The 21,345-nt window shown below is 40.6% G+C and carries 16 protein-coding genes; 3 read left to right on the top strand and 13 right to left on the bottom strand.

Annotation, left to right across the window (positions count from 1 at the left end):
* Nucleotides 1-2 precede the first annotated feature (2 nt).
* From BSAG_RS18595 to BSAG_RS18615, 5 genes are all read right to left on the bottom strand, one after another.
* A complete protein-coding gene (locus BSAG_RS18595; RefSeq protein WP_008020250.1) occupies nucleotides 3-1,076 on the bottom strand; it encodes an STM4015 family protein in 1,074 nt (357 codons plus the stop codon).
* A gap of 215 nt (nucleotides 1,077-1,291) precedes the next feature.
* Entirely contained in the window at nucleotides 1,292-2,425 is a 1,134-nt protein-coding gene (locus tag BSAG_RS18600; RefSeq protein WP_004317719.1) for an OmpA family protein, read from the bottom strand.
* A 402-nt stretch (nucleotides 2,426-2,827) separates the two neighbouring features.
* Nucleotides 2,828-4,414, bottom strand: coding sequence for an ATP-binding protein (locus tag BSAG_RS18605; RefSeq protein ID WP_008997361.1), 1,587 nt, complete (start codon nucleotides 4,412-4,414; stop codon nucleotides 2,828-2,830).
* 676 nt (nucleotides 4,415-5,090) lie between these two features.
* On the bottom strand, nucleotides 5,091-6,296 hold the full coding sequence (locus BSAG_RS18610) for a cupin domain-containing carboxymuconolactone decarboxylase family protein (protein ID WP_004317715.1): 1,206 nt from the start codon (nucleotides 6,294-6,296) through the stop codon (nucleotides 5,091-5,093).
* Between the two features lie 115 nt (nucleotides 6,297-6,411).
* Nucleotides 6,412-6,807, bottom strand: coding sequence for a putative quinol monooxygenase (locus tag BSAG_RS18615; RefSeq protein WP_004317713.1), 396 nt, complete (start codon nucleotides 6,805-6,807; stop codon nucleotides 6,412-6,414).
* 185 nt (nucleotides 6,808-6,992) lie between these two features.
* Between BSAG_RS18615 and BSAG_RS18620 the strand changes: the two genes are divergently transcribed.
* Complete coding sequence (locus tag BSAG_RS18620) at nucleotides 6,993-7,904, top strand: helix-turn-helix domain-containing protein (protein ID WP_008019676.1); 912 nt, start codon at nucleotides 6,993-6,995, stop codon at nucleotides 7,902-7,904.
* A 153-nt stretch (nucleotides 7,905-8,057) separates the two neighbouring features.
* Here BSAG_RS18620 and BSAG_RS18625 read toward each other — a convergent pair whose 3' ends face one another.
* The 6 genes from BSAG_RS18625 to BSAG_RS18650 all read right to left on the bottom strand — a co-directional run bounded on the left by BSAG_RS18625 (nucleotide 8,058) and on the right by BSAG_RS18650 (nucleotide 14,006).
* Nucleotides 8,058-8,633: a sugar O-acetyltransferase gene (locus BSAG_RS18625; RefSeq protein WP_004317709.1), complete on the bottom strand. Its 576-nt coding sequence runs from the start codon at nucleotides 8,631-8,633 to the stop codon at nucleotides 8,058-8,060.
* Between the two features lie 85 nt (nucleotides 8,634-8,718).
* Nucleotides 8,719-9,645, bottom strand: a complete 927-nt coding sequence (locus BSAG_RS18630; protein WP_004317707.1) for an EamA family transporter — start codon at nucleotides 9,643-9,645, stop codon at nucleotides 8,719-8,721.
* 70 nt (nucleotides 9,646-9,715) lie between these two features.
* Nucleotides 9,716-10,873, bottom strand: a complete 1,158-nt coding sequence (locus BSAG_RS18635) for a MalY/PatB family protein (RefSeq protein WP_004317704.1) — start codon at nucleotides 10,871-10,873, stop codon at nucleotides 9,716-9,718.
* A 3-nt stretch (nucleotides 10,874-10,876) separates the two neighbouring features.
* Entirely contained in the window at nucleotides 10,877-11,740 is an 864-nt protein-coding gene (locus BSAG_RS18640; RefSeq protein WP_004317703.1) for a DUF3737 family protein, read from the bottom strand.
* Between the two features lie 55 nt (nucleotides 11,741-11,795).
* Nucleotides 11,796-12,827: an alpha/beta hydrolase gene (locus BSAG_RS18645; RefSeq protein ID WP_004317701.1), complete on the bottom strand. Its 1,032-nt coding sequence runs from the start codon at nucleotides 12,825-12,827 to the stop codon at nucleotides 11,796-11,798.
* Nucleotides 12,828-13,238: 411 nt separating this feature from the next.
* Nucleotides 13,239-14,006, bottom strand: a complete 768-nt coding sequence (locus BSAG_RS18650) for a class I SAM-dependent methyltransferase (protein WP_004317699.1) — start codon at nucleotides 14,004-14,006, stop codon at nucleotides 13,239-13,241.
* Nucleotides 14,007-14,184: 178 nt separating this feature from the next.
* On the opposite strand from BSAG_RS18650, the gene BSAG_RS18655 reads away from it, so the two are divergent.
* The gene (locus tag BSAG_RS18655; RefSeq protein ID WP_004317697.1) at nucleotides 14,185-15,942 is read left to right on the top strand and encodes a 1-deoxy-D-xylulose-5-phosphate synthase; all 1,758 of its coding nucleotides are present in this window, start codon (nucleotides 14,185-14,187) and stop codon (nucleotides 15,940-15,942) included.
* A gap of 169 nt (nucleotides 15,943-16,111) precedes the next feature.
* Here the strand turns inward: BSAG_RS18655 and BSAG_RS18660 are convergent, their stop codons facing one another.
* A complete protein-coding gene (locus BSAG_RS18660; RefSeq protein WP_004317695.1) occupies nucleotides 16,112-17,002 on the bottom strand; it encodes a helix-turn-helix domain-containing protein in 891 nt (296 codons plus the stop codon).
* A 155-nt stretch (nucleotides 17,003-17,157) separates the two neighbouring features.
* On the opposite strand from BSAG_RS18660, the gene BSAG_RS18665 reads away from it, so the two are divergent.
* Complete coding sequence (locus BSAG_RS18665; protein WP_004317693.1) at nucleotides 17,158-17,829, top strand: YczE/YyaS/YitT family protein; 672 nt, start codon at nucleotides 17,158-17,160, stop codon at nucleotides 17,827-17,829.
* A gap of 156 nt (nucleotides 17,830-17,985) precedes the next feature.
* Here BSAG_RS18665 and BSAG_RS18670 read toward each other — a convergent pair whose 3' ends face one another.
* On the bottom strand, nucleotides 17,986-21,345 hold the full coding sequence (locus BSAG_RS18670; RefSeq protein ID WP_004317691.1) for a S41 family peptidase: 3,360 nt from the start codon (nucleotides 21,343-21,345) through the stop codon (nucleotides 17,986-17,988).

Below are 21,345 nucleotides of genomic sequence, written 5' to 3'. Positions count from 1 at the left end.
TCCTATTCTGTAATCATCGGGTAATACCACAATTCACCATCATATTCATCCGCCTCTTCGGTTTCGGCAATGTCTATTTTCATAGGAAGGTTCTGCAACTGTTTCTTCATGTCCTTGCTCAAATAATTATAGCGCATATTGATAAACTTCAAGTGAGCGATTTTATCCATATTATCCAGCAACAACTGTGCACCTTCATCTTTCAGAGTACCAGCCGAAATATCCATGGTTTCAAGTTGAGGAAGAATATCCGATTCCAGGAACATTTCTACAATGCTGTCCTGTTCTTCAGAGTTAACAAGCCCCAGATAGGTCAGCTTCGGGAAACGCTCTTTGGAGAAAAGCGGACGGAAGATCTCAATATCACCTTCAAATCCGTAATCTTCCACACCAACATATAGAATCAGTTTTTCCAGATTGGGAAAGTCAGAAGCAAGAATGTCCTCTACCACTTCAGTAGGCATACCACCACTGATTATTTCCAGCGACCGCAACTCCGGACGTGAAGTTTTTCCCAAGCGCAGATTGTTTGTTCCTTTTATTTTCAGATCCTTCAATTTAGGCATACTATCGAGCAGCGGACTAAGGTCGGCTTGTTCAATCCATGAAATCTCCTGTTCTTCCTGTTCAATATCACCCCAGAACAGGCCTTCTATCTGCGCAAACTTGTCCTTATTTTCAATGAGACCTTGTAACAAAGCCGAACAGTCATCACCTTCATAATCCCAACAGCCAATCGTTATTTGCTTATATTCAGAGAGATGCTTGTCTTTCAATATCTTATCCAAAAGCTTCACATCGTTTTCATACTCATCATAGCTCAATGTATATTTCTTAGCTTCCACTTTCATTTCACGTGCCGTTTCTTCGGCAGTTTCCACATAACCTTTCTTTGTCTTCTCTGCAATCAGTTTGTTGGCAGCCTTTTCAGCTTCTTCAGTAGTTGCGTAGTTTTTCACTTGTGTTTGTCCGGCAGTCCCCAGCTTACCATAATTTACAGTAACATCTGTTCCGACTACCTCTATACTCCAGAATTTCTGCGATTTAAAATCTTGAAAAACGAATACTCTCTTCATAATACAGTTTTTAATGGTTGATATTTGCACACTCAACACAGAACGCGCATGAACAATACTTGCAAAAATAGCTATTTTATGTAATGTACAAAGAAATCTGTTTACTAATCTTTCAGGCTTATTCAAAAATAAGCCGCTTATCTATAAAACCAGTACATACAACAAAGGCTGCCTTTTGGGCAGCCTTCATTATTCTATTTATGTAATCTATCTGTTTAATCTTCAATCGTACATATACTTACACGGTTCCAATCCGGTTCGGTAAACATGTCGCCTACGCCCTGACCTTCAGCAGTGATGCGGGATGCACTAATCTTGTATTTATTAACAAGGATAGTTTTTACAGCCTCTGCACGTGCAGCAGCGATTCTTGCGTTGACCTCCACACTACCTTCCGGAGAAGCGTATCCTTTAATAACTACTTTTGAGTCAGCATATTTCTTCATGTATGAAGCTACACGTTCCACGTTAGGAAGTTGGGAAGCGTCAACCGATGATTTACCTTGTCTGAAAGTAATGATAGATTCGGGCACACGGGCGGTTTTCACTACTGTCTCTACCGGAACAACCTTTGTACGACAGGCTTCAAGTTCTTCTTGCAGTCCGTTGATGCGCTGGTTGGCGTTGCTGATCTGACCGTCTTTGTTGTTCACTTCCGAACGAAGCGCATTGATGGAAGAGTTCAATCCGTCAATTTCAGCTTGGTTGTACACTCTCACTTTTGCAAAATGATGTGTTCCGTTACTTGTCTTAAAGTGATATGTCAATCCGGCTGTCAATTCGAAACCTGCGTTATTGGCATTGAAACGGCTCTTTGTTTCGGGGTAAGTGCCTTGCATATCATATACAATGGCAGGTTTGATACCCAATGTCCATGCTTTGCTTTCGCCCAAGTTGAAGTTGAAATTCAATCCCAAACGGGTAGACCAAGTGTTCTGATCTCCATCACCATTCACATAATAATGTAACCAGCCCATTCCTGCAACGGCTTCCACTTCAAACAAACGGGGTTCGCCTTTGTAACCAGCAAACAGGTTCATCAGGTTGACTTTACCCAATACGCTGACGTCGGAAGCATCGAAAGATGTTTTACTCGGAGTAGTATTAATGTATCCCATTCCTTGGAATCCCAAACCGAAGATAGGAGTTAATTGCTTGGAAACTCCCACTCCAAAAGCAGGACGCATACTTTTAAAGAAAGCACTGTGAGTAAGGGGAGTGATTGCACCGGCATTGACTTCCACAGACCAATTGTCTGTTACTTTTGTACCTTCTACAACTGATTGGGCATTTGCTGTAACGCCACCCAATATCAAGGCTAATAAAATAATCGATTTTCTCATAATCATAAGTTTTATAATGTAATGTTTTATCTGCTAAATCATTAGAAATGCTTTATTTGTCCATATCTAACTTTCTAGTTCATTTTTTAATTCGTTATTCACTTTAAACAACATATCATATTAAAAATTAGTTCGCAAGCCTGGTAGCCAATTAACATCTATTGTGTTTTCGAGCAATCTAAAATATGAAAAATAGAACATCGACCGGGAGTTGTCAAAGGAAACATTAAAATCAACGTCTATATCGCATAGAGAACGGAGTAATGGAAGATATAAGCTATCGTTTCCTTCCTCATCCTTCCAAAAAGATTTCTAAAAAAAAACGCTCAAACGGATGCTGTTTTTACCGTTTGGGCGTTACTTTTGGGGTTTGAAATTATATACTATACTTTTATTATCAATTCCCTACTATCCTTCTTCCTCTACTAACCATCGACTCAAATTACGTTCTTCCTTACTGAACTCTGCACCTATTTTCACTATACGGCAACCATTAGTAGTATAAGGTATGAGATAGCCGCGATTATCAATCTGTGCCAATGCTTCTTCTGCGGTACCGTTTAGCTTAAATTCGAAGACATAAACAGCATTTGCTGTTTTCACCACAGCGTCAGCACGTCCCAGGGCACTTTGCACTTCGGCGTTAATAAACTGCCCCAGCAGTTTAAAAACAAGATAGAATACCACTTGATAGTGACGCTCTGTCTTATCATGCAGTTCGTAGGGGAAATCAGCAAAGAACGCACGAAGGCGGGTGAGGAAAGCCTCAACATCTCCTGCCCTTAGTTCTTTTACAAACTGTCCGATATAGAAGGGGGCTTTCGATTCATCCAACGAGGTATAAAACGGAGTGATAAAATTAAGAAAGCCATACTTCACCTCATCATTGGGGTACCCCAGCTTGTAGAGACGCAGTTCTGTATCATATCCTTTAATGGTCAGATATCCGCTTTGATAAATCATCGGCACAGGGTTGTTTACGTCAGCACGGTCGTCGGTAAGAGAGGCGGCAGTTACTTCCAATCCGTCCAGTTCACGCAAATCATAATGGGTCTTCTTCAGCATTTCGGCTAGGAAAGTAGGTGTTCCGCTGGCAAACCAGTAATTCTCAAACATCCCGCTCCTAAGCACATTCAGTATGCTGAACGGATTGTACATACCTTCCTTACGGACATAGTTGAAATGATATCCGTCATACATACGAGTAAGGTATGCCATACAATCTTCTTTTGTCAAACCGTTCCTTTCTGCCAACCGTTCCAGTTCCGGGATGAAATTGGCTTCAATTTCCGGGCGGGTCATACCACAAAGAGCATTGTATTGCGGGTCGAAGCTGATATCGATCAGTTGGTTGAGAGTGCTGAATATACCCATTTGAGCAAATTTGGTCACTCCGGTGATAAAGACGAAGCGCAACCAGGGGTCTGCTGATTTCAGTACAGTATAAAAAGCGGTGAGCATTTCGCGGAACTTGTCTTGTAATTCCGGATTATGCATGGAGCGAAGCAGCGGTTTGTCGTACTCGTCAATAAGAACAACTACGCCACGACCTGTTTGTCGATAAGCTTCTTTAATGACTTGCATGAAACGACCGGAATAACTCAAACCTTCCTCACTGGTTCCATAGACTTTTTCCCAACTACGAAGCTGCAATTCAAGTCCGTTTCTCAATCCTTCTATTTCAGAGTAATCCTCGGCATTAAGGTCAAGATGCAATACAGCGTGTTCGTTCCATTCTGTTTCGAGCTGTTCAATGGCAAGTCCTTCAAAAAGCTCTTTCTTTCCACAGAAATACGCTTCTAACGTAGAAAGCAGCAGACTTTTGCCAAAACGACGCGGACGGCTAAGGAAATACGGATTGCCCGTTGAGGCAAGTTCGTAGACAAATGCTGTTTTGTCAACATACAAATAGCCGTCGCGACGAAGTCTCTCAAAACTTTGTATCCCGATAGGCAGATTACGCCGAGGCCCTTTCAAACGGTCCATGATATCCATAACTTCTTCTCTTTATAAATGAAACCTTTGCAAAGATAACAAATCTTGCAGTGAATCGATCATCAAATATGAGGTTTTATTATCTCGTCCTGCAAAGTTTCCGACAGATAAAAACAGGTATTCAAGGTGCATTTCAAAACAAAGCTGATAGATAACATAGAGTAACAAGAATAGTGAAGAAACTATATTTTATAAAATTAAATTACCCAGTCAATATATCAATTATTATTATCACAACCGCACAAGTTTCTATCCTTTAGAGAAAGGTTATACAAAAAAGATAACAACCTACCACATAAACATAAAGAGCGTTATTAATAAATACTGTGACCGTTTATTATAAATGTCCCCCCTGTTTATTATAAACTTTAAAATCTGAATTTGCATAAATATATTCAATAATAGGTTACAAAAAAGGCTGCGAACTCTGTAAAGTTCGCAGCCTTTGGGTTATATCTGTTGCCTTATCCTCTAGTATAAGCTAAGGGAATGAGCTAAGTTCGTTGTAATATTATACTATTTTCCATCCATTTCATATCCATATTCCGTCTATTTTTTCATTTAGTAATCATTCGTTTCATACTTTCCCGGACTACAAATATACAACATTAAAAAGCGTTTGTCAAGTCCCGGATAGATTTTAATCGTTATCTTTCGGGATGCATCAATGTCTTTATTATTTTTCCGGAATCACTTCGTTCAGACAGGCTATGGCATTGAGTGTGCGCGGATAACCAATAAATGGCAAGAGTTGCGTTACGACTGCCAGCAACGTATCTTTATTATTCCCTACGTTGACATTTCCCTGTATGTGACTTTTTACCTGCGATTCACAGCCGCCTAAAGAAACAAGTATCGAGAATGTAATCAGTTCGCGGGTCTTTACATTCAGTCCGCTACGTGTCTGATAGTCGCCGAAACAGTTGGCGGAGAGGTAACGTTGGATGTGCTTCTGATTGTCAGGGGCGTTCTTATGCATCTGTTCTATCCGTTCACCAAATATGGATTTCTGCAACTCCAGTCCCTTATTGAAACGTGTTTCGGATGATACAACCGATTGTCCTTCCAAAGGAAGACGCACGCCACGGGCGAGCAATATATCATTGGTGATACCGATAAAATCTCTGACCTTAGCCATGCCCGCATAGGCTACTGACTGGTAAAGGATTTCTTTTATTTCTATCGAAGTAATGCCTTCATTAAGTGCGCTTTCGAGTGTGATGCGGTATTCGGCCTGCGCTTGTGAAGCAATATTGGATGCCAATGTTACCATAAGACGGGTTTTAATGTCCAGTGCACCGTATTCTTGCACTTCTTTTGTAAAATTACTAAATATATCGTCCAATTCAGGATCGGTAGCTTGCAGTCCGATTGCTACGTTACCTTTCGTTGCTTCGGCATACTGTTGGTCATCCACTCGTTCCAACCATGTATTCTGGTTGGTCTGCGGATTGCATCCGATAGCAAGGTGTGAGAACCAACTATCAGGAGCGGCGCCATGCCAGTGTTCTATGTTTGGAGCAATTTCAACCACATCACCGGGAAGCAAACGACGCGCCGCTTTACCACGTTCCTGATAATATCCCACACCGCCGACGGCAATCAGGAGTTGTCCACCCGTATGGCTGTGCCAATTATTCCGGCAGCCAGGCTCAAAAGTAACGTTGGACATGGGTACATTCAAGTCTTTGTTACCAGTCAGCGGTGCCAGCCAAGATCTACCCGTGAAATATTGTTCGAATCCTGTATTTGCTTTTCCTACCGGAAATGCGCTGATGTTTTGAGGTACTTCTTCTTTTTTCATATTCTGTGCATTTATAGATTGCATCGGGATTTGCATCATTCCGATAGCTGTTACAATAATAAAAAACAATTTTCTCATATAACTACGTATGGTTTATTATTTATGAACTCTCTGATAATGCAAAGTTAGCTATTCTGTTCCAACTCTTTATGATACAAATTACGGATATAGAAACCAATATTACTGATTCAATTTACTTAATCTTCAGCCCGGGAATGAGTGGAGTGGTATCTACCAGTTCGAGCGACTGCACCATATCAAGCGTTCCTTTTTTATATTTCTGAAAATGAGACGTAGCAATATGGCTTTTATAAGCTGCTTCATCAACATAAATTTCAAGAATTGTCACATGGTGGGGACGTTCTTTCTCCGCTACGGCATAGAGTACCAGCACACCTGGTTCTAATCGCATGGAGGCTTCGATTTCTTCCTTCAGATAAGCATTATATTCTTCCAGTCGTGCCGAATCGACTGTTATGCGAGACAACCGTACTTTATTATTTTCGGTGGCAAACTGCTCAACCGGTTTAATGATGCTGGCCGAAATAGCGGCAGCAAACAATAGAAAAGCAATCAGTAACTTTTTCATCTTGATAACTTATGATAGTTCGAATTTCAGTATTAAATTACCGATTACAAAGTTACTGGGAATCATCCACCCCGGATGTAGACGATTTACGGATATTTATACCCCAATCATGGATTTTGAAGATGGAGAACTAATTTTATGGATAAAAGAATTATATTTGTAACCTACTAAAAGCAGACAACGCTATGGAAGAGAATTATAAAGACGAAATGATTGTAATAGATAACGTGAATCGTTATAACGAAATATTCGGACTTGAAACCAAACATCCGTTGGTCAGCATCATCGATCTCACCAAGGCCACCACATGGCCTACACGCGCATGGTTTCGCTATGAAGTGTATGCGCTATTCTTGAAGAATGTAAAATGCGGTGATATTAAATACGGTCGTCAATATTATGACTATCAAGACGGAACCATTGTCTGTTTTGGCCCCGGGCAAATTACTGATTTGGAATTGATCCAAAATATTCAGCCCAATGCGCACGGCCTCCTATTCCATCCCGACCTCATACGAGGCACCAGCCTCGGACAAGAAATAAAAAACTACTCATTCTTCTCTTACGAAACCAATGAAGCACTCCATCTTTCTGAAGAAGAGCGACAGATAGTAATGGATTGCCTGCAAAAAATAGTAATCGAACTAAACCATGCTATCGACAGACACAGTCGCCGCCTCATCTGTACCAATATCAGATTGCTGCTTGATTACTGTATGCGCTTTTACGAACGGCAGTTTGAAACCCGAAACAAAGTTAACAATGATATTATCGTCCGCTTCGAACATCTGCTCAATGAATATTTTGAAGGAGATGCTCCGCAACATTTAGGATTGCCATCGGTCAAATACTTTGCCGACAAAGTATTTCTTTCTCCCAACTACTTTGGCGATATGATTCGTAAGCAAACTGGTAAAACCGTCTCCGAATATATTCAGGATAAAATGATTGAACTGGCAAAAGAACAACTCTTGTCTTCAGATAAAACAACGAGTCAGATTGCCTACGAAATCGGATTCCAGTATCCACAACATCTTAGCCGAATGTTTAAACGAATTGTCGGGATGACTCCTAATAAATTCCGCACGCAAACCTGACATTTTAAATACAGATAGCGTCATTATTAGATCAACACATTTCTCCCTAATACTCCCCGTTCTGGTATTTTTTACGTTATGAACGGGAAGTGCTTAACATAGCATTACAAGTGACTTTTTTACTGACGAGATAATACGAATATTAAAGAAGCGTCAATCCTCTATCTGTTTAAGGATTCTACACGGATTGCCAACCGCCAGCACATTGGCCGGAATAGACTTTGTGACAACGCTCCCTGCCCCAATAGTTGTATTATCGCCAATAGTTACTCCCGGAAGAATGATGCATCCTCCACCAATCCACACATTATTGCCAATAATCACCGGAGCTGTCTGTGACTTCCAAAAAGTACTGTTTTCAGAGGTTCTTTCCAATGCCTTTGTAGAATGAAAAACAGTATAAATATGTACTCCCGGCCCAATCCCCGAATTATCACCGATAACAATCTTGTTACAATCAAGAAAAACGCAATTCATATTAATCTCTACATTCTTCCCGATATAAATATTCTCACCATAGTCCACAAAGAAAGGAGCACTAATCCAGACATTATCCCCCCTTGAACCGATTAATTCATCTAATAAATCAGAAATTTTACCTGCATCAGTAGTGAGAGTATTATTATACTCCTGTTGAAGCTGCTTTGCTTTATGCCATCTGGTCAGTAACTCATTATCAGCACAATCATAAACTTCTCCCGCCAACATTTTTTCTTTTTCTGTTTTCATTTCTCAAATTATTGGTTTATTCATCCTGATACAAATATAAGGAATTATATTATCGAAATGATATAAGATGTACATCGTTTTCTATTTATTGCGCTTTACGCTTCCGACTTATCAACATCACTCCCAACAGAATAACCAGCAAACCGGAAACCTGAATAAAAGTAACCTGTTCGTTTCCTAAAAAGACTCCTAAAAGAACAGCAATAAAAGGATTGACATAAGCATGTGTCCCTACCTCCGCAGCCGGACGCACTTTCAACAGCCAAACGTATGCCGAATATGCCAGTAAAGAACCGAAAGAGACTAAATAAAGCAGGGAGAGCCAGCTTGTAACCGAGACTTCACGCAAATCGGCCTCCCGGACATCTCCATTGATAACAGCACAAAGCCAAAACATTCCACTGGCAAAAAGCATCTGCCAGGCAGAACCGGCAAAAGCATTCACTTTTTCTTCACGAGAAGAACGATATTTGGCATATAGCGTTCCCAAAGCCCAGGATATGCACCCGAAAATAAGGAGCAGAATACCACGCTCACTATACGAATGTAACCATCTGACATTGAGTTGCTCTGCATAAAGCATCACTACCCCTCCGAAACCAATCAAACCTCCCATTATAGTAAGTGGATTACGGAAATTAGTACGCCACATCGGGACATCCAACAGCAAAATCCAAAGAGCCGTGGAAGAAGCGATAATGGCTACAAGGCTACTGGTCAGATAACGTTGCGCCAACATAACGACAGCCATATCTACAAACAACAATACAATGCCACTAACGGCGGAACGTTTTACCAAGCTTTTCTTTATAATTTGTTCTCCCCGCAAATAACAGATTCCCAGAAGTATAATCCCGGCAGCCGTAAACCGGAGTGCTCCGAGAAGGAAAGGCGAAAAGTCTTTCAAGGCCACACCGATAAAAAAATAGGTGGAGCCCCAGACTACATAAATGAGAAAATAGGCAACAACAATACCTACCGTATTCCCTTTCGAACAATTCAGACTTTCCATATTACTTCTTTTCATTCGTATTTACGGGGAGTGAGAAGGGGGATTTCTCAATAAACTGACAATTATTTTATTATTTCAAAGCCCGCTTCAATCTGTTTAATCCATCTATCAACCGCTGTCGCGGACAGGCAATATTGATACGGATAAATCCTTCACCAGCCTCTCCATACAAGCTGCCTTCGTTCACCCAAAGTTTTTCTTTCTTCAACAAGTCTTTGACTATTTCCTCTGACGCCTGATGCAGAACCGAACAATCTACCCAAACTAAATACGTACCTTCCAACATCATTACAGGAAATTCCGGAAGATAGGTCTCGAAATAACCTTTTAAATAGATGTAATTCGCAAACAAATAGATTTTAAGTTCTTCCAGCCATTCTTCACCCTCATTATAAGCAGCTATCAACGCCTCCACTCCAAAAGGATTCACATCACAGACTTCATTCATATTAATCGCTTTATTTATCCGCACCCGCACATCGGCATCTGCAGAAATGATATTGGCTATCTGAAGTCCTGCCAAATTAAAGGCTTTGCTAGGCGAAACAAAAGTGACCGAGTTCAGTAGGAATTCTTCTGATATAGAAGCAAAAGGAGTATATTCATGCCCCAGAAATACCAATTCACAATGAATTTCATCCGCAACCACAAACACATTATTTCGAAGACAAATCTCACCTATCCGCCTTAATTCTTGCTTGCTCCACACTCTTCCGGCAGGATTGTGCGGATTGCATAACAACAGAAGTTTGACCTTCGGGTCTAAAGTTTTCCGCTCCAAATCATCTAAGTCAATCTGATAGCCCCTGTTTCTATATACCAAAGGATTGGCAATCATCTCGCATCCGTTATTACGGATAGAGGAGAAAAAACAGTTATATACAGGTGTCTGCACCATTACTTTATCTCCGGGCAGTGTCAATGCTTTAATAACAGCAGATATTGCCGGCACAACACCGGTGGTGTAAATAATCCACTCTTTTTCCATCCGCCAGGCATGCCGTCGAGCAAACCAATTTACAACAGCCTCGTAGTATGCATCAGGTACACGTACATAACCGAAAATCCCATGTTCCACCCGTTTCTTCAATGCCTCCACGACAGGGGGAGCCGTACGGAAATCCATATCAGCTACCCACATCGGCAATACATCCGCATCTTCAGCCGAATCCCATTTATAAGAATTCGTTCCTCTGCGTGGAATAATTTCATCGAAATTATACTTCATATTTCAATTAAAACAGGTTAGATCGTCCCAAAGTTTCAATTCGCAATTTCCCGGCACTTTAAGGTTTTCGTCCAAAATGATTGCTCCGAAACTTTCGGCAACAATACTTCCCGTACGAGGATTTTTTACGCTATGAACGGGACTTTTAATCGTTGCCTTCACACTACTGTTTTCAAAAGCAAGGTCAGCATCTTCCGCCATCGTACAATTTTCCATCACCAGATCATGTGCGTAGCAAAGCGGTTGAGTCCCCGAAATCTTGCAATTTACCAAACGTAAGTTTTTAGAATGCCATCCCAGATATTCTCCGTTCAGCTCGGAATCATAGACTGTCACATTTTCCGTATTCCAGAAAGCATCTTTGGAGTTGATAACTGCATTACGGATTTCTACATTCTTGCAATATTGGAACGAATAGTTCCCGTTTTGGGCATAGTTTTGTATCTTAATATTCTCACTGTGTATAAAAAGGTAATCCGCTTTATCAATCTGTACGTTCTTCAGATCTATATTACGACAATACCAAAACGTTTCCAAAGCATTAGGCAACTGTACGTTTTCGAGTTTTATTCCGTCCATTTCACGGAACATCTTCGGTGCTTCTACCAAGGTATCTGCCATTTGCAGACTTTGAGAGTACCATAGAGCAGCACGGGCTCCCTCTGTAAAGAGACAGTTTTTCACAATGAATCCGTTGGTATGCCAAAAAGGATATTTTCCTTCAAAGCGACAGTTGATTGCTATAATATTACTACATTCTTTCAACGCAGATTCACCGGCGTGAATTGTTACATCTTCCAGTTGAAGGTCGTGGGTCGCGAACAGAGGACGTTCGCCTCCATATTCTTTATTTCTTATTTGTTCCATTAGTTTATTCTTTAATCTGTTATTTCAAAAGTTACATTTACACTTCCTGTTATCACTATTTCTTCAGATACTCCTTGAAGAAAGATTCCAGCTTGTCAAATGGTATAAGGCTTACACGGTCGTAAAGGTCTACGTGTCCGGCGCCGGGTACTATATACAGTTCTTTAGGTTCGGCGGCCAATCGGTAAGCGTCTTCACTAAATTCACGTGAGTGGGCATTTTCACCGGTGATGAAAAACATAGGGCGGGGTGAAATAGTCTCAATATCTTCGAAAGGATAGAAATTCATAAATTTCACATTGCTTGAAAGTGTAGGATGAGTGGTGGTCATAGGAGTTGCTCCGTCGGGGGTAAATTCTCCTCTTTGTGTACGGTAGAACTCATAGAACTCCCGTTCAATCGGACTGGACTTTTCTGTCAGTTGATGTACGGTGCCACCTGTATATTGAGTTTCTCCACCTAAAAATTCAGCATAACGCTGTTCTGCCGCTTCAGCCATTATTTGCTTTCTCTGTTCCAATGTCAATGAGTGTTTTAACCCGTTACGGCTAGCCGTACCCATATTGTACATACTGATTGTCGCAATGGCTTTAAGGCGAGGGTCTATTTTCGCTGCACTGATAGCAAAACTTCCACTACCGCAAATACCGATTACTCCAATCAGATTCCGGTCAACAAATGGACGGGTACCTAAAAAATCAACTGCGGCACTAAAGTCTTCCGCATAAACTTCCGGCAGAACAGCATTACGCGGTTCGCCTTCACTCTCACCCCAAAAAGACAGGTCTATGGAGAGTGTTACAAAACCCCGTTCGGCCATTTTCGTTGCGTAAAGATTCGCGCTCTGTTCCTTGACAGCTCCCATTGGATGTCCGACAATGATTGCAGGGTATTTGTCCCCTTCTTTCATATTCTTAGGCAGAAACAAATTTCCGGCTACCTTCATTTTATACTGGTTGGAAAAAGAAACTTTCTCCACACTTACCAAATCACTTTTATAAAAGTTATCTGCATCTGTCTGTGCAGAAGAAAAACTAGTTCCAAGCATCATCATAAATACAGTTGTTAATAATAAAATCCGTTTCATATCTCTTGTGTTTTAATAATTAAAGAATTGATTATCTATTTTCTACGTTGCAAAAATAGGGTGAAATAAAGAGACTGTATGTAGATGAATTACTGACATTATTACCCGAATTACAGATTCTATTTTTTATCAATCTGCTATAATATCTATTCTAACCTATTTAAGGAAATGAAGTAAGTATCAAAACCAAGGAAGCCAAAGTCAGACTTCCTACTTTAGCGAACGCCAAATTTATTACGAGAAGTAACTAAAGAATCATTAAACAAAATGAGAAAAATCGAAACTGAAAAAGAATTCTGATGAGTACTTCCAGTTCAAAAGGATAAAGACAGCCCCAAAAGGCCTTTAGGCAACCACGCTACCATACTGATTGCCGACAAATTACATTTTCACTTATTTATTAATAAAATCTCAATACACTAAATCACATTGACAAATAAATATCTGTTTTGCCGAATTATCGTCAAATGCCTCTTCTTCAAATCCGCCATACTTATGATTAATATGAAAACCATTCCATTCCAAATATGAATCTAACTCTTGAGGGAAGAACATTCTCATATCCAGATTTTGAATAGAGTTGAACTTGCCATTGATAAAATAATGCCATTCGATACGGTTAATCTGAGTTTTATTTTCATATCGCATAGTCTGCTTTATCAATACTTCTCTACCGTCATCGGTTGTATATGCAGCAATTTCTTTCTGCTCTTTTCCACCTTCAACTATATATTGGATATTCGGATTAAAACAATCAAACAGAAATAAGCCACCGTCTTTGAGGTGATTCTTAACGACATTAAATACCTTAAATAAATCTTCATTCTTATATAAATGATGAATTGAATTAAACGGAATAAAGATAAAGTCGTATTTTTCCGGCAAATTCAAAGTTCTGATATCTGCCTCGATAAAACTTATTTCTAATCCTGCTTCGGAAGCTTTAATTTTTGCCTGGGCAAGCATTGAAGGGGTATAATCAATCCCAGTAATATCATATCCTTCCTTTGCAATGGGCAGAGTGAGCCTGCCCGTACCACAACAAAGTTCAAGTATCCGGGCATCCTTGTTTTCCGGCAGCCATCGCTTATAAAAGTACCAATCATCTAGATTAGTATTCATCGCATCATAAATATTTGCATCATAAATTAAATCGCCCACTTTATAATCACTATTCATATATGTTGTCCTCCAATATATATTATCTACTATTTTTATGTTTATCGTCAGTCCTATTTTCCAAGGTCGGTAATATAGGTAAAATAATCCGTAATCTATATACAAACCGAATCTAAAATCAGCAGTATCTTTGCAGTGTGATAAAGATAATAGGTATAAACGTAAAAAACAAATTGATATGTATTTAGAAAATATTTACTCTCCTGCAGACGTAAAGAAGTTATCGTTTAAAGAACTCAATGATTTAAGTAATGAAATCCGTGCATCACTCCTGCAAAAGTTGAGTGAACACGGCGGGCATTTCGGCCCTAATTTCGGAATGGTGGAAGCGACTATCGCTTTACATTATGTATTCAACTCACCAGAAGACAAGATTGTTTTTGATGTATCGCATCAGAGTTATGTACATAAGATGCTGACCGGACGGAAAGATGCTTTTCTCTATCCGGCAGAGTATGACAACGTATCCGGTTATTCCGAACCACAAGAAAGTAAGCATGATTTTTTTGTTATCGGTCATACTTCCACTTCCGTCAGCCTGGCTAGCGGATTGGCAAAAGGACGCGACCTGATCGGTGGCAATGAGAATATCATAGCTGTGATAGGCGACGGTTCCTTAAGTGGCGGCGAAGCATTTGAAGGATTGGACTATATGGCGGAGCTTGGTACAAACATGATTATTATTGTCAATGACAATCAGATGTCTATTGCCGAAAATCACGGTGGACTATATAAGAACCTGAAAGAATTGCGTGACAGTAACGGTCAGTGCGAATGTAACTTCTTCAAGGCGATGGGACTGGACTATATATATGTAAATGACGGTAACGATGTACAGGCGTTGATTGAAGCATTCTCCAAAGTGAAAGATATTCAGCATCCGATAGTAGTGCATATTAATACCTTAAAAGGTAAAGGTTATGCACATGCCGAACAAGATAAAGAGACTTATCACTGGCGCACTCCATTCAATCCGGAAACCGGAGAAGCAAAAGTCAGTTATGAGGAAGAAGATTACAGCGAAGTAACCGCTCAATATCTGCTGAAAAAGATGAAAGAAGATTCTCGTGTGGTGACAATCACTTCGGGTACTCCTGCCGTTCTCGGATTCACTCCGGACCGCCGCAAGGAAGCTGGCAAACAGTTTGTAGATGTCGGTATTGCAGAAGAACACGCAGTAGCTCTTGCTTCGGGTATCGCAGCCAATGGCGGAAAACCTGTTTACGGAGTGTATAGTACATTTATCCAACGTTCATACGATCAACTTTCGCAAGACCTCTGTATCAATAATAACCCGGCTGTTTTGTTGGTATTCTGGGGAACACTGTCCGGAATGAATGATGTAACTCACCTCTGCTTCTTCGATATTCCGCTCATCAGCAATATTCCTAATATGGTTTATCTGGCACCGACTTGCAAAGAGGAATATCTTGCTATGCTAGAATGGAGTATCCGCCAAAATGAACACCCGGTTGCTATCCGTGTGCCGGCAACAGATGTAATTACTTGTGGGGAACCGGTGGAGACTGATTATAGTGTTCTCAATCGCTATAAAGTGACGCATCGTGGATCGAAAGTAGCCATTCTTGCTTTAGGTTCGTTCTATGGATTGGGACAGTCGGTTGCATCACTTCTGAAAGAAAAAGCCAATATTGATGCAACACTCATCAATCCACGTTACATCACCGGTGTAGACAACGAACTGATGGATGAACTGAAAGCAGATCACGAATTAGTGATTACGTTGGAAGACGGTGTATTGGATGGCGGTTTCGGTGAAAAGATTGCCCGTTATTATGGTGCTACAAACATGAAAGTTCTGAACTTTGGAGCTAAAAAAGAATTTGTTGACCGATATGATATACAGGAGTTTCTCCGTGCCAATCATCTGACGGATGAACAGATTGTAGAAGATATCACAGCAGTGATCGGTTAAAATCAAATCCATTCACTATATATTCAGGTAGGTTGATGTATACGGTCTTTAAGGACAGTTGCATCAACCTACTTCCATTTTCATTCAAATCAGTCAACTTATTATTTAAATTCATTATATTCCCTATTCAGTTCAGTAATTCCCCATTCAGTTCAGCAATCCTTTCCGTTCAAATCAATAATCCTTTCCGATAATTCAACGGAGTCTGTCCCGCATTTCTTTTAAAGAACTTACAAAAACCGGCTGCATCACTAAACCCCAGTTTAGTAGCAATCTCGCCAACCGTAAATTTGGTAGAAGTCAATAAAGTACGCGCTTCCATTACTAACAATTCATTAATAAGGCTATTGATAGTCTTACCTGTTCCAAGACGTACAATGCGTGCCAGGTACTGTTCACTAATAGCCAGTTTATCCGCATAAAAGCTCACGAAATGTTCTTCCCTGAAATTACGGGTAACGAGTGCATGAAATTCTTGCAGAACGTGGTCTTTACGACTGATCTCCTTTTTGATAACGGTCTTTCGGGAAAGAAAATCTGCTATATCCAAAAACAGAGAATTGCACGCTGCCTGTATACGCCGGAAAAGGAAATGATGTTCAATATTCATCAGATGCATCAATACTTCCAGCTCCTTATGGATGATTTGAGCTTCATACTCTGTCAACTGAATCGTATATTGCTTATTCCGCCTCATGGTTGCCAACAGGATTGCCGTGATTTGTGTCAGATATGAATCGTCCGTCCGCATAGATTCAGAAAGGGCGAGAGTGATAAATTTAATATCCCGACTTGAATAAAGATGTTCCGTGAGATAATTTGCTCCATGAATAAGTAACATATTCGGTTCTATCGCAATAAACTCTCCATTCAGTAGAATTTCCGAACGGCCTTCAAGAACGAATATCATATAAAGCTCCCGATTGAAATAACATTCATTTGCCGGATAACTTCTGTCTTTATATTCACTCCGGAAACAGACTACCTCCTCTTTATAATGAGGAAGTTCAGGATGCTCCTTCAATAGTTGTGTATTATCAAATATACGAGATTTTACCATTTACACCTTTATTTTATGACGTAAAAATACGATTTGTTTCGGATATGACAAAAACTGTATGGAATTAGATAATCTATTTCAGAGTAAAAAACAGGACCTTTGCATATCCTTTTCAATACATGAGAAAGGAATCAATAGAAAGAGGTTAAAAAGACATGGAAATGAAAGAGATTTTTAAGAGGTATTTAGTGTTTGTTATCGGACTCTATTTTTTAGCGGCAGGTATCGTGTTGATTATACGCTCGACATTGGGAACTACTCCCATATCGAGCATCAATTATGTATTAAGCCTGAATAGTCCTTTATCGTTGGGTACTTGCACATTTATCATCAACATGGTGCTTATCCTGGGACAGTTCTGGTTAATCCGAAAGAATAGAACCCGACAGGATCTTATTGAAATTCTTCTTCAACTACCGTTCTCTTTTATCTTTTCGGCATTCATCGATTTCAATATGATGCTGACAAGCGAACTGCATCCCGCTAATTATGGTATGTCGATTGCTTTATTACTTACAGGATGCATGGTACAGTCTATCGGAGTAGTGCTTGAACTGAAACCAAGAGTAGCCATGATGAGTGCAGAAGCATTTGTGAAATATGCATCCCGCCATTATAACAAGGAATTTGGAAAGTTCAAAGTTTATTTTGATATTACTTTAGTTACATTAGCCGTGATTCTCTCGCTCCTGCTGACTCAAGGTATTCAGGGAGTACGAGAAGGATCACTCATTGCCGCTTGTATAACGGGGTATATCGTCAGCTTCCTGAATCAGAAGATAATGACTAGAAAAACCCTCCATAGATTACTGCCGGTCTGGAAGTAAGCCCTATATCTATTTAAAATAAACGCCTTATGAAAGGAGTCATATAAAAAGGTCAATATAAGAAAATCACTATAAAAGAAAGTCGCTTCTCTGTTAGAATCTGATTGATTCTTTCAAAGAAGCGACTCTTTATTTTAGATATAATTATACTCGTATTTACTTCTTCTGACTATCTATCTCTTTCAAAAGTTCATCCACAGCCACCTTTAGTTGGGTATCCTCTCCTTTGACTACTGTTTCCGGATTATTGGCAACCTTTACATCCGGTTCCAATTGGGTATTTTCCAAATAACTGCCGTCAGGCAAACGATAACCGACGATAGGAATACCAAAAACCAGTGAAGGATCTTGTAAAGTTTCCCAAGACACACTTGTCATAGTACCCGGAACAGGCATACCGACAAGTTTGCCAATCTTTTGATGTTTATATACCCACGGAGTTCCGTGTGCATTCGAGTAGTTAGCTTCACATTGCAGCATAATGGAAGGTTTGTTCCAACGACGACTCGGCATATCACAGGCTTCACGTCCGCGTACCACCTGTGTGAAGTATTTCTGACCACTGAACAGTATTTCAATATCTTCATGCAGACGGCCACCACCGTTGAAACGGGTATCAATCACAATGCCTTCGCAGTTGTTATATTTTCCCAGAATGTCCGAGTATACAGTACGGAAGCTGTCATCTCCCATCGACTGAATATGAACATATCCCAAACGTCCTTTCGACCATTTTTCAACATCTGCCGCACGTTGTTTTACCCAACGTTTGTATAACAATCCATTCAGTTGCCCGTTGGTGACCGGCATCACCACTTCTTCCCAACGCTCTTTACTTTGTGGATTGTAGATTGAAATCAATGTTTTCTTCCCTGCTTTATTATTCAGCAAGCAGGTTATGTCATTATCGAGAGTTATCTCTTCTCCATTAATCTTTTCAATGATGCAACCAGCCTTTACTTTGGTACGTGAATGATCGAACGGACCTTTTTCTATTACTTCGGCAATCTGCATTCCTTTTCCCTGATAATTCCAGTCGAACAAGAGTCCGAGATTAGAAGTGACATCTCCTTTTCCTTTGGGAGAATAACGTCCTCCGGTATGTGAAACATTCAGCTCACCCAACCACTCACTCAATAATTCTGCAAAGTCATAATTGTTATCAATATGAGGCAGGAACTTACGATAAGCATTAGTCATAGCATCCCAGTCAACCCCGTGCATATTGACATTGTAGAAGCGTTTTTGATGCTGTTTGTACACATGGTCAAACATCGTTTCACGTTCGGCAGCCAAATCCATTTTCATTTCAGCCTGATAGCTGATGGACTTCAACGCATCCGACTTAGCATCCATCTTTTGCATAATCCGGCTTCCCAACAAAAAGACATCTCCTTTTTTGTCCAACATCAACGATGCCCAACCGGTATTGAGTTTGTGCAGACGCTTCGTATCTTTTTCACGGAGATTCATTTTCCAAAGGTCATATCCATCTTCGAACGCAGAGAAATAGTAAAGATCTTCCCCGTCTTTTGAAAGTATGGCACTACCCAAGTCGGATGAATTGGGAGTCAGACGTACGATACGGTCTTCAATGCCGTTCAGCTCGACAAGTAGCTCTTTCTGATCTGCCTTATCATCAGCAGACTCATCCTGATTACTGTCTTTGCTGCTATCTACTTTGCTCTTTTCCTTGTCGGCCTTGCTTTTATCGGCCTTTCCCTTGTTAACATTTCCTTTATCTGCTTTTTCCGCTTTAGACTTCTTTGCGTCTTTCGTCTTCTCATCGTCTTTCTCCTTTGCCTTCTTCTGTTCCTTTTCAAATTCCTTGAGTAATTCGAAATCTTCCTTACTCAAACGGTAACGATCATAAGCATCCTGATTGAGAAACACCAACATCACATCTTGCTGCGATCCCCAGGAAGCGTGCGCACGCATACCATAGCGCTCGGTTTGGAAAAGAATAGCATTCCCATCGAGTACCCAACGCGGAGCACCACTGATATATCCACTATTTGTCAGATTAGTAATTGCCCCTCCCTGTGCGCTGACAATGCCTACATCCGAATAAGGATCGTGACGGTTGCCTATAAATTCAAGAGTGAACCATTTACCATCAGGCGACCATTCGTAATCGAATCCTCCTCCGGTGTTATACCATGTAGAACCATCCGTTACCTGACGTACCTTTTTTGTTTTCAAATTGAGTACCATCAAACGATTACGGTCTTCGATAAAAGCCAATTCTTTACCGTCCGGTGAATATTGCGGATAAGTACGTTCTACCGTTTTAGACGGTAATAATACTTCCTCTTCAATAAGAGTGGCATTAGGGAAATTCGGGTCTTCCTTACGACTTATTTTGGCGGTATAAAGTTGCCAGTTACCGGTTCGCTCGCTGGCATAAACCAGTGTCCGGTTGTCCGGAGCAAAAGAAACGGCAGCTTCTTTTGCCGGAGTATTTGTGATTTGCTTGGTGGTAGCATAATCAGTTGAAGTCACAAACACATCACCACGTACAATAAAAGCAATTTGTTTACCGTCCGGAGATACAGAAGCGGAAGTTGCTCCCTGCGAGAATTTAAGTGTAGCAAGCTGCTGTTCATCATCACGAACAAGTTCTACTTTTACTTTTTCCGGACGTGCACCAGACTTCTGTGTGTATAACTCACCATCATAGGTATAACATAAGGTACCTTTATCGCTGACAGACAAAAAACGTACCGGGTGAGTTTTGAAAGTAGTCATAGCTTTCACTTCCTGTGGAGTATTCAAAGAGAAAGTATACACATTGAAGGAACCTCCATCACGCTCACTTAAAAAATAGATAGCATTACCATCAGGTGCATACACAGGATTACGGTCCTCTCCTCCCCGGTTTGTCAGGTTCGTATGTTTTCCCGTTTGGGTATTATATAACCAAATATCTCTCGTAATGGAAGAAGTATGATGCTTTCTCCATTCATCCTCAAAACCTTTACGATCCTGATAAAGAAAGTTCTTCCCTGTTTTATCAAAACAGACCAGTTCGGCAGGAGTGCCCAGCACTTGCTCGGTACGTCCGCCGGCAACAGGAACTTTATATAATTCCGTCATTGCTCCTGTAGGAAACAGGGCACTGCTTGCCGGATCCTGTATAGAGGCAGAGAAAAAGACATACTTTCCATCCGGAGTAAAAGTTGACGGTATTTCTGATGCAGAATGGTAGGTCAACCGCCGGGCGGCACCTCCGTCAGCAGGCATAATGAACAAATCAAAATTTCCATTCCGGTCACTGGCAAACGCAATTTGCTTGCCATCGGGCGACCAAACCGGATTGGCTTCATAAGAGGTTTGTGTGGTGAGTTGAACAGCTGTTCCTCCTTGTGCAGGGACTTTATAAATGTCACCCTTGTAACAAAAAACAATTTCTGATCCATCCGGTGAAATACGTGCATCACGCATCCACAAAGGAGTAATTGCATAGCTGGATAATGCTGATAGTACCAGCGCTAAAGAAGTTATTAGTTTCTTCAT

It is taken from the genome of Bacteroides sp. D1 (genome assembly GCF_000157095.2).
Classification (GTDB): domain Bacteria; phylum Bacteroidota; class Bacteroidia; order Bacteroidales; family Bacteroidaceae; genus Bacteroides; species Bacteroides xylanisolvens.
The sequence above is the reverse complement of the archived record's forward strand: the minus strand, read 5'-3'. Positions and strand labels throughout refer to the sequence as shown.